Origin of the sequence: Virgibacillus sp. W0430 (assembly GCF_051846935.1) — a bacterium.
Lineage (GTDB): Bacteria > Bacillota > Bacilli > Bacillales > Amphibacillaceae > JBPYCR01.
Map to the genome: position 1 here is coordinate 92,163 of NZ_JBPYCS010000008.1, position 9,260 is coordinate 101,422.

Below are 9,260 nucleotides of genomic sequence, written 5' to 3' on the forward strand. Positions count from 1 at the left end.
GCGTAAGAATAAACATTCCGAGTCTATTCTTATCTATTTCATAACAACCACTAGCACTAGACTAAAGGATTAATACGGATTGTTTTCAGTAATGGATAAACGAAAATATACCATCTTCAACCCTTTATTTGCTATAGTAGAAGGGATAACTATAGAAACGCACCATCGTACGATAAGCAGCATCCAATTTCATTTCTATAACGACACGATACAGTAATCAACTTCCGTCCGGTAAGATGGAAATAAATGCATCGTAACTTAGACTACAAGCATTTTAAAGTAAATTGAAATAAAGCAAGACTTGCACATATGACTACGTTAAGGGAGGAGAAAGGTTTGCGCTTACAACAGGCTGGAATCTACTATTATTTGTCCGGGTTGATTATTTTAACGTTAGGTATCGCACTCGCAATTGGATCACAACTTGGGACATCTCCTTTTGATGCACTACTCGTTGGTTTATATCGTACTTTTGGCCTTTCCGTAGGTAGCTGGGAAATTGTTGTAGGAGCATCAATGATTGCATGCAATGCACTAGCTGAACGAAAAAAGCCGGAATACTTTGCTTTAATTACATCTTTAATTACTGGAATTGGTATTGATTTTTGGTTGTTTATGCTTAATCTCTCTTTTGTTCCACATACATTAATTGGCCAATGGTTATATTTAATAGCAAGCCTTTTACTAACTGGATTAGGAATTTCTATTTATTTACAGTCAGAAATTGCCCCAAACCCGATGGATCGCTCTATGCTTATCGTCTCGAATATAACTGGTTTAAATGTTACGTATTCGCGAGCACTTATTAATGTTGCCCTTGTCATTATTGCCTTTTTATTTAATGGAGCAATTGGGATCGGTACATTGCTTAACGCAATAATTACTGGAATGTTTATAAGTCTGTTTTTGCCTTACTTTCAACGATTGCGGAATAGATCTATAAATGATAGAAAACGATTCGTTTCTTGATTTGTTTAAACGTTATTTAGAAGGTAAACAAAATAACAGTGGGCAGCTTCTGTACGCGTAATAAATCATTTAAACGGTTTCGACCTTTGCACTTTGCACCCCTTTCATTTTATGGATATAAGTATATATATCCGTCGCTAAATAATCTTTCACAGTAAAAATATTGATCCCTAATTGGAAATTCCCTTCTGGTAAGTCTTCTATTTTCATACTTTTTATTTCAAGCTTTTTTTGTTTTAACTGTGTAATTATTTGATCGATTTCTTCATTATTTGAAACGTAAATTGTCAATTTCATCTCGCGGGCTCGTAATCGCTTTGGGCCGATAACGCCTATAATCGCAGGTAAAACCTTTAAGCTAAATAAAATAAATACGGCTGCAAGAATTGCATCAAAATAAAATCCCCCACCAACTGCGATCCCAATCCCTGCGGCAGCCCATATTATTGCGGCAGTTGTAAGCCCAGAAACGGTCAGACCGCCACGCCTTAATATTACTCCAGCGCCTAAAAATCCAATTCCACTAACAATCTGTGCCGCCAAACGCATAGGATCTGTTCGGATGTTTTCCGATGCATCTGCAAACTGTTTTGCCGCATCGATAGAAACGACTGTCAATAAGCAGCTTGCTACGGAAATAACGATACACGTCTTTAGTCCAAGTGGTTTGTTTTTTAATTCACGCTCCAGGCCAATAATCATCCCTAGAAATGCTGCTAATCCAAATCTTAATACGATTTCCTCCACACCTTCACCCCTTTATATTCTATTTCGGCTTTACGGTCTTAAGAAGATGGACGTATGACATGTAGCTTCATTATTTTTGCTATCCAATTTATACCCTGTTTTAATGAAATTGAATCAAATGAGTTAATATGAAGTATAGCAAAGGGCTGCACTTCCAATCCAACGTGCAAGCAACGTAAACGAAAATGAAGTGTTTAGGAACAACTGCCCGAGTCATACGCTGTTATATGGAATTCATTTTAATCGGAAGGATAGGCAACTGACAAGGAAAACTCATTCCGTTACAATAGAATCATACGATTGAATAGTTGCAAAAAGACCATTTACTTGTTATTCCGAAAGGGGAACATATGAATAAAGTTTATTTGGGGATTTTAGTTATCTTAACGACTTCCTTAATGGGGTCCGCATTTGCCATTGGAAAAATTGGACTCCTATATGCATCTCCCCTTTTGTTAGTAGCTTTACGCTTTACATTAGCGGGAATTATTATGGCGATAATCGTTTTCATAACAAAACAATCCCATCCAAAAACATATAAAGATTGGCTCAAAATATTCATTATCGGCTTATTTCAAACAGCTGGTGTTATGGGCTGCATTTTTGTTAGCTTACGTACAATAACAGCTGGCGAATCGTCCATCTTAACTTTTATTAATCCACTTCTCGTCATCCTATTTGGAACGTTTTTTTTGAAGCTGCGCTATCAAGCGTTGCAGTGGATCGGAGTGGTTGTCGGATTTATAGGGGTATTTATTACGTTTGGCGCTCATGTCGAGTTAAAAGTCGGGACCTTACTCGGTTTTCTTTCCGCAGTGTCATGGGCAATTGGCACATTAATTATTAAGACGTGGGGTAACTCGTACAATGTGTGGGTTTTAACTGCTTATCAAATGCTGTTCGGTGGCATTATTCTGTTTGGAAGTAGTCTTCTATTTGAAAAACCATTCTTTGAAATTGTTCCTTTATCCATTTTCATTTTACTATGGCTAGCAATTATGGCTTCTGTCGTTCAATTTGCAGTTTGGTTTTATTTATTGCAGAAAGGAGACCCAGGCAAAACAAGTGCGTTTTTATTTCTTGCGCCTCTGTTTGGTGTGTTATCCGGGTGGATATTGCTAGATGAAAAAATAGAGTGGTTCGGTTATGTTGGCGGTATCTTTATATTTATTGGAATATTTCTCGCAAATTGGACGAATAAAAAAAGAGAAAAAAAGTGTGGCACACTTACAAGTCAAGGTTAGACGGATTAAAGTAGTTGTAAATAAAACATGAGCAGTCTCAAATTGCTCGCATAAATTTCAACGCAATTGCCAAACTAATGAGCAAAGGCAATGGAGGAGCTGAAGCGAATGAGCAACAATAGTAAAAAGAGAAATAACCAATTTAAGAAAAATGAACAAAGCGGAGAACATCGGAATGGCCGTAAAAGCCCTTTTAAAAATCATGCAGAAGATGGAAATGAGCCTAACGAATATTTAGATCAAAAAAGCGACTAAGGACAAGGACGTAACAAGAAGGCTCCGCCAAAGAAGGAAAAAACCAAATCTGAACCTAAGAAACGTAGGTGTAACCTAAAGGAAGAGCGTGAACAATGGTGAAAAGAAAAGGCTGAAAGAGAATACGAGACCTTGAAATACACAAGCCCCAAGGAATGTATCCATTGTCCATTGGCTACTGAAGGCATTTGTCAAAAAGTATTTAAGGTGAGATCACCAAAAATCTTCGAAGACATATTGCTCCAAAAGCTTGGAAAATCATCTGTAATCGACGTATAGCCGTTGAACGAATTCATACAGCATTCTACCAAGAAACAGAGGTTGCATAGCAACACCAACTCGTCTATGTGGAATCCGGATCCACGCAGACTGCTGCAGGAATAGCAACAGCCGAAAATCCATTTTAAAAGTTTTTGGGAAAAACGTTTAAAATTAGTTGAGGCATTGCCTGCGGAAAGCGGAGTGGATTCGGATGGAACACAGCATTTTTAAGTCGATTTTAAAATTCTGTTCTTTTGTCATTTTTTAAAATGGCAATTATGAAATTGACTCAAATAGCTCCAAATAAAAAAAGCTTTTTGAATTGAATTACAGCCTAATTGTTAGACATAAGTCTTCCAATTAGGCATGCAGTTCAATACGCTTCATAATATGCTCTCTTAATATTGTTCACCTTCACTATTTTATAATCAACCACTTACGTAAGTTTTAAAGCCTTCCAATGCTTCGTCCAACGCTTCATCTGTTAAAGGGTGTACGCGTTTCAAATTATAGCTACCATAAGCAAGATGTGCTACTTCTTCAATCACTTCCGCTCGGCGGTATGCATCAGCCAACGTTTCTCCAACAGCTACAACTCCATGGTTAGCAAGTAAAATTCCATTACATTTCTCTTTATTAATCGTCTCCACTGCATATTGTGCTAGTTTTTCTGATCCGTATCGGGCGTATGGCGCAACTGGCACTTCTCGACCAATGTCAGCAATTGTATAATGTACCGGTGGAATTGCTAAATTTGCACAAGCAAAAATAGTCGCATAGGTCGAATGGGTGTGCACAATCGCACCAACTCGTTCATCCTTTTCGTAAATATACCGGTGCATGGAAGTTTCAGACGAAGGGTTTCGATGTCCTTTCACAACTTTTCCGCTATGGACATCGACTTCTAACACGTCATCAATTTCCATTTCATCGTATGGTAAAGCTGAAGGTGTAATATAAATAATATCTCCTTTTCGAACACTAACATTTCCTGCCGTTCCTACTGTTAGCCCATTTTTTGAACTCATTTTAGCAAATTTTAATAGTTCTTCTCTCATTTTTTATCTCCTCGTTTATATGCTTAAGCGTCAACCACTTTATTGAAATAAATGTGCACCTAGCAGCTTTTTAATTACAGTAACTTTTCTTTAATTTGTGCTATATGCCAACGCACTGCTTCTTCGTCGATTGTAAGTAGATTTCCATTTTCATACAGCACCTGCCCATCGACAATCGTATAGGCAACGTCTGCTGCTTTTGCAGCATAAACGAGCTGTGACTCCACATTATTGACAGGTGTAGTATGCGTGCTTTGTAAATCCACTAACGTAATATCTGCTTTTTTTCCTATTTCAATCGTACCGATATCTTTGTTTAATCCAACTGCTTGAGCACCTAGACTTGTTGCCAATTGTAACGTCGTATAGGCAGGTAAAGCTGTCGGGTCTTCTAGTGTAACTTTTTGGAGAAAACTCGCAAATCGCATCTCTTCAAACATATCTAAAACATTGTTGCTCGCTGAACCATCCGTTCCAAGCCCGACTGCGACGTCTGCTTTTACTAAGTCAGTAATTGGCGCCACACCACTAGCAAGCTTCATATTGCTTTTTGGATTATGAATAATTCCAACATTTCGTTGTTTTAAAATTAAAATTTCCTCAGGTGTCAAATGTACACCATGAGCTGCAATAACATGGCGAGAGAATAAGCCAACTTCTTCCATCAATTTGATTGGTGTCCGATTATACCTTTCGGAAATAATTCGCAATTCATCTCTTGTTTCAGCCAAGTGTGTATGAATCCCTACATCCAATCGCTCCGCTTGGACAATAATTTTTTTTATTGTTTCTGGTGAGCACGTATATGGCGCATGAGGACAAAGCATCGTTTGGATGCGGCCATTTGCAGCATTATGCCAATTTAAAACAAGTGAAACGGAGGAAGCGAGCTGATCATCGGTATTTTGTTTCCCTTCGATAATCCCTTGTGCTAAAATCGCTCGTAAGCCAGATTGTTCAACACCTGTTGCGATCCGTTGCATTCCAAAATACATGTCTGCAAATGTCGTTGTACCGGATTTAATCATCTCCGCCATGCTTAACATGGATGCCCAATACATATCCTCATGGGTCATTCGATCCTCTACAGCCCAAATTTCATTCAACCATTTCATCAAAGGAAGATCATCCGCATAGCCGCGCAATATACTCATCGGTGTATGGGTATGCGCATTAATGAGCCCTGGAATAGCGATCATTCCTTCCCCATCAATTATTTTATCGGCTGCTGTATATTCTTTTGGATATTCGCCAACGCCTACAGCTTCTATCTTCCCTGATTGTATATAAATATAGCCATTTTCTATCCGATCTGCTTCTTTCGTCATTGGTACGATATGTGTGTTTGTAATTAAAATACTTGCATCTAAGTTCAAGAGATCACTCCCTATCTACGCTTTCTTATAATGTGAAATCGGAGCAAATCTGTCCGAATATAACTCTTCCCATAATATAATGGTGCATCCTTTGCAAAATAGATTTGCTCTAACACTTGCAAGGATTCACCTGGAGTCACATTTAATTTATTTGCGATTTCAACGGTTGCATTTTCTGCATAAATCGTACAATTTGAATGCGTAATATGCGTCTGTTTTTCTTCTTCTAAATAATTAAAAATAGATTCAAAATTTGTGTTTGCTGTAAAGGGGGCATCTAATAATTCTACTGGTGCGATTGCAATGTCAAAAGCAAATGCTTTCGAATCAGCCGTGCGCACTCTTTCAAAACAAGTGACTCGATCTCCACGATTTAGCTGCAAAAACTTTTCAATTTCCTTCGAAGCTGGGATCGTCTCCACCTTAACATCGGTTGTTCCAAGCTGAAACCCACGTTTTTTAATAAAGGTGGTCATACTTTCAAGTTCCTCAAGCCCTGCCATCAGCTTTGATTCCGTGTTTCGGACAAATGTTCCGACACCATGCCGGCGGTCTATATATCCATCAAGCTCCAACCGTTGCAAGGCTTCCCTTAAGGCTGTTCGGCTTACGTGCAATGAACTTGCTAATTCTTTTTCTGACGCTAACCTCTCTCCTACGTGCCAAGTCCCATTTTGAATAAGCTCTACCAACTTCTCATAAATTCTGTCTGGAAGTGATGGGTGTTTTTTTATTTGCATCACGTACACGCTCCCCTTCCCTTAACGTTCTCTTTTTCACATTACACTTCTTTAATAAAGATACCGTCTTAAATGAGTCGCAATGAGCATGTTAATTCGAAGACTTCTCCATTCGAATATGATCCTTAATCGTACGTGCTGCAAATACGCCTTTATAAGTTACAATAGCATCAACAAAATTCGGTGTTACAATGTCAAATGAAGGGTATAATCCACGAATTCCTTCAACCGCCGTTCGCACGTCTCTTGCATAAAATATTTCCTCTTCATCACGGAATTCAATTTCAATTTGATCGATATGTGGTGAATTCTCATCTGGCCCTTCATAACCAAGTACATAAAAAGGAATGTTATGATGCTGTGCAACAACAGCATATTGATACGTACCAATTTTATTACAAATGTGTCCTTCAAGCGTTATTTTGTCTGATGCAGTAACTAATTTCGTGACCATGCCTTGTTCCATTAAAAATCCTGGCATATTATCTGTTACAAGCGTTACCTTTGTACCTGTTTCCTTAATTGAATGAGCAGTAAGACGTGCACCTTGAAAATATGGTCGTGTCTCTGTACAATACATTTCAATCGTTTTCCCTTGTTTTTTTGCTTCAAGCAGCATGTGGATTAAAGCTGAATCCGCAAAGCAATGCGTCAAGACCTTGTCCCCATCTTCTAATAAGTTTGCGGTGTTTTTCCCACATTGCATTGCAATATAATCCGCCTTTTCTGTCTCTTTGTCCATCAAGTCATGCACTGCTCGGGCTACTGCCTCTCCATTTTCCCCAGCGTTTATTTTTTCCTTCGCCGTTTCCATGCACGCATCAAGAATCACTTTTAACCGTTGCCCTGTTGGCCGTGTAGCTAGTAGACGATCATATACTTCGTTTGCATATGCCTGTAATTCTGTACCTGTAAGCGATCCTTTATCCTCCAGCCCAATAACAAAGCCATATCCTGCTGCAATCGCGATAACAATTGCGCCTTGTATTGTCATATCTTCAATCGCTCGAGCTACATCTTCATACGTTGAACATGTTTCATACGTCGTTTTTTCTGGATATAAACGACGATTTAGTAAAACAACAGAACCTTCATCGTATTTAACCGTATTATTAAGGTAAGCTAGCATCGGTCCTGTCTGATTATGCTGTTCAGTCATTCGTATTCCTCCGTTACTAATTATTAGGTCGTTTTTAAAATGAAGTCTGCAAGGCTTATAAAAGAATTCCCCCTTGCAGACAAGAATTGCATGTGATTGGCGAATGAATTTCTCTTTACACCGTTGACATGGTAAATAGTGCTACTTTCAAAATGTGTGCTTTTATACAAAAAACATGCCAGCTATAGAGCCACTTAGCATAGAAGCTAAAGCACCTGCAATAACACTTTTAAACGACAGTTTCATAAACAGCGGTCGTCTTTCTGGATTCAAGCTGCTTAGCGTACTCGATAAAGTTGCCATTGAAGTGAAATTCGCAAACCCACAAAGGGCAAACGTAATAATCATTTCTGTCTTTGCACTCACTTGATCCAATCCATTCACAAAGTTAATATAAGCGATAAATTCAGTAAGTACGATCTTTTCTCCAAGCAATGAACCTGCAAATACGGCATCCTGCCACGGTATTCCAATCGCAAATGCGAGCGGAGCAATTACATATCCTAATAGTTGTTGCAAGCTTGTTTCCACACCAAACCAGCCACTCACATATCCGATAAAGCCATTTACCATATATATGATTGCAACAAATGCAACAAGCGTCGCTCCAACGATTAATGCAATTTGCAATCCATTTCCAGCGCCTTTAGAAGCAGCATCAATTACATTTGATGCGTCATTTTCTTTCGAAATTTCAATATGCTCGTCTTCCTTCACATCCTCCGTTTCTGGATGAAAGAGCTTGGCAATGATTAAGCCTGAAGGTGCAGCCATAAAACTTGCTACAAGTAAATATTCCAGTTTTACACCGAGTAAGGAATACGCGGCTAACATTGTACCTGCCACTGAAGCGAGTCCAACTGTCATAACTGCAAAAATCTCTGACACAGACATCCTTGACAGATAAGGTCGTACGACTAAAGGGGATTCTGTTTGTCCGAGAAAGATATTTGCTGCAGCTACGACCGATTCGCGTTTAGTAGACGTGAATATTTTCGAAAAGAAACCACCAACGTATTTAAAAATAAACGGCATCACATTTAAGTAGTATAAAATTGCAATTAATGATGCAAAGAAAATAATCATAGGGAGTACGTTGAACGCTACAACAAATGTAATTCCTGACTCCTCAGTATACAATCCACCAAAAACAAAGTTAATTCCTTCGTTTGCATAGCTAATAATGACATTTACAAAATCAGAAATTGCTTTTAAAATGATCGTCCCGATTTTGGAATTCAAAACAAACCAAGCGAATACAATTTCAAACAAAAGTGCACTACCAATTAATCGTGGACTTACTTTTCTTTTATCACTGGAAAATATAAACGCAATACCGCAAATAACCAATACTCCAAATAGTCCCCATAACACATTTATTAAATTCATACATAACCTCCGTTAATGTTACTTTTTCGTATAGTATTTACTACTTTCATACGGATCTTGTA

The 9,260-nt window shown here is 38.4% G+C and carries 9 protein-coding genes and 1 pseudogene; 4 read left to right on the forward strand and 6 right to left on the reverse strand.

Annotated features, from left to right (window positions below):
- Positions 1 to 336 precede the first annotated feature (336 nt).
- Positions 337 to 969 carry a YczE/YyaS/YitT family protein gene (locus ACLIBH_RS06485; RefSeq protein WP_439315890.1) on the forward strand — a complete coding sequence of 211 codons (633 nt, stop codon included), beginning with the start codon at positions 337 to 339 and terminating at the stop codon, positions 967 to 969.
- Positions 970 to 1,038: 69 nt separating this feature from the next.
- Here the strand turns inward: ACLIBH_RS06485 and ACLIBH_RS06490 are convergent, their stop codons facing one another.
- Positions 1,039 to 1,716: an MgtC/SapB family protein gene (locus ACLIBH_RS06490; RefSeq protein ID WP_439315891.1), complete on the reverse strand. Its 678-nt coding sequence runs from the start codon at positions 1,714 to 1,716 to the stop codon at positions 1,039 to 1,041.
- 350 nt (positions 1,717 to 2,066) lie between these two features.
- On the opposite strand from ACLIBH_RS06490, the gene ACLIBH_RS06495 reads away from it, so the two are divergent.
- From ACLIBH_RS06495 to ACLIBH_RS06505, 3 genes and pseudogenes are all read left to right on the forward strand, one after another.
- Positions 2,067 to 2,960 (forward strand): DMT family transporter, encoded by an 894-nt coding sequence (locus ACLIBH_RS06495; RefSeq protein ID WP_439315892.1) that lies wholly within the window; start codon positions 2,067 to 2,069, stop codon positions 2,958 to 2,960.
- A 108-nt stretch (positions 2,961 to 3,068) separates the two neighbouring features.
- Complete coding sequence (locus ACLIBH_RS06500; protein WP_439315893.1) at positions 3,069 to 3,215, forward strand: hypothetical protein; 147 nt, start codon at positions 3,069 to 3,071, stop codon at positions 3,213 to 3,215.
- Positions 3,216 to 3,329: 114 nt separating this feature from the next.
- Positions 3,330 to 3,511 (forward strand): annotated as a pseudogene (locus tag ACLIBH_RS06505) (IS5/IS1182 family transposase); the annotation flags it as partial.
- Between the two features lie 393 nt (positions 3,512 to 3,904).
- Here ACLIBH_RS06505 and ACLIBH_RS06510 read toward each other — a convergent pair.
- From ACLIBH_RS06510 to ACLIBH_RS06530, 5 genes are all read right to left on the reverse strand, one after another.
- The gene (locus ACLIBH_RS06510) at positions 3,905 to 4,534 is read right to left on the reverse strand and encodes a class II aldolase/adducin family protein (RefSeq protein WP_439315894.1); all 630 of its coding nucleotides are present in this window, start codon (positions 4,532 to 4,534) and stop codon (positions 3,905 to 3,907) included.
- A gap of 74 nt (positions 4,535 to 4,608) precedes the next feature.
- Entirely contained in the window at positions 4,609 to 5,910 is a 1,302-nt protein-coding gene (locus ACLIBH_RS06515) for an amidohydrolase (protein ID WP_439315895.1), read from the reverse strand.
- Between the two features lie 11 nt (positions 5,911 to 5,921).
- Positions 5,922 to 6,650, reverse strand: a complete 729-nt coding sequence (locus ACLIBH_RS06520) for a GntR family transcriptional regulator (protein ID WP_439315901.1) — start codon at positions 6,648 to 6,650, stop codon at positions 5,922 to 5,924.
- A 91-nt stretch (positions 6,651 to 6,741) separates the two neighbouring features.
- Positions 6,742 to 7,809, reverse strand: a complete 1,068-nt coding sequence (locus ACLIBH_RS06525; protein ID WP_439315896.1) for a s-methyl-5-thioribose-1-phosphate isomerase — start codon at positions 7,807 to 7,809, stop codon at positions 6,742 to 6,744.
- Positions 7,810 to 7,971: 162 nt separating this feature from the next.
- Positions 7,972 to 9,198, reverse strand: a complete 1,227-nt coding sequence (locus ACLIBH_RS06530) for a NupC/NupG family nucleoside CNT transporter (protein WP_439315897.1) — start codon at positions 9,196 to 9,198, stop codon at positions 7,972 to 7,974.
- Between the last annotated feature and the right edge of the window lie 62 nt (positions 9,199 to 9,260).

Coding starts and splice junctions, on each gene's coding strand:
- ACLIBH_RS06520 (WP_439315901.1), bottom strand. CDS start 6,650: ATGCAAATAAAAAAACACCCATCACTTCCAGACAGAATTTATGAGAAG.
- ACLIBH_RS06530 (WP_439315897.1), bottom strand. CDS start 9,198: ATGAATTTAATAAATGTGTTATGGGGACTATTTGGAGTATTGGTTATT.
- ACLIBH_RS06525 (WP_439315896.1), bottom strand. CDS start 7,809: ATGACTGAACAGCATAATCAGACAGGACCGATGCTAGCTTACCTTAAT.
- ACLIBH_RS06510 (WP_439315894.1), bottom strand. CDS start 4,534: ATGAGAGAAGAACTATTAAAATTTGCTAAAATGAGTTCAAAAAATGGG.
- ACLIBH_RS06495 (WP_439315892.1), top strand. CDS start 2,067: ATGAATAAAGTTTATTTGGGGATTTTAGTTATCTTAACGACTTCCTTA.
- ACLIBH_RS06500 (WP_439315893.1), top strand. CDS start 3,069: ATGAGCAACAATAGTAAAAAGAGAAATAACCAATTTAAGAAAAATGAA.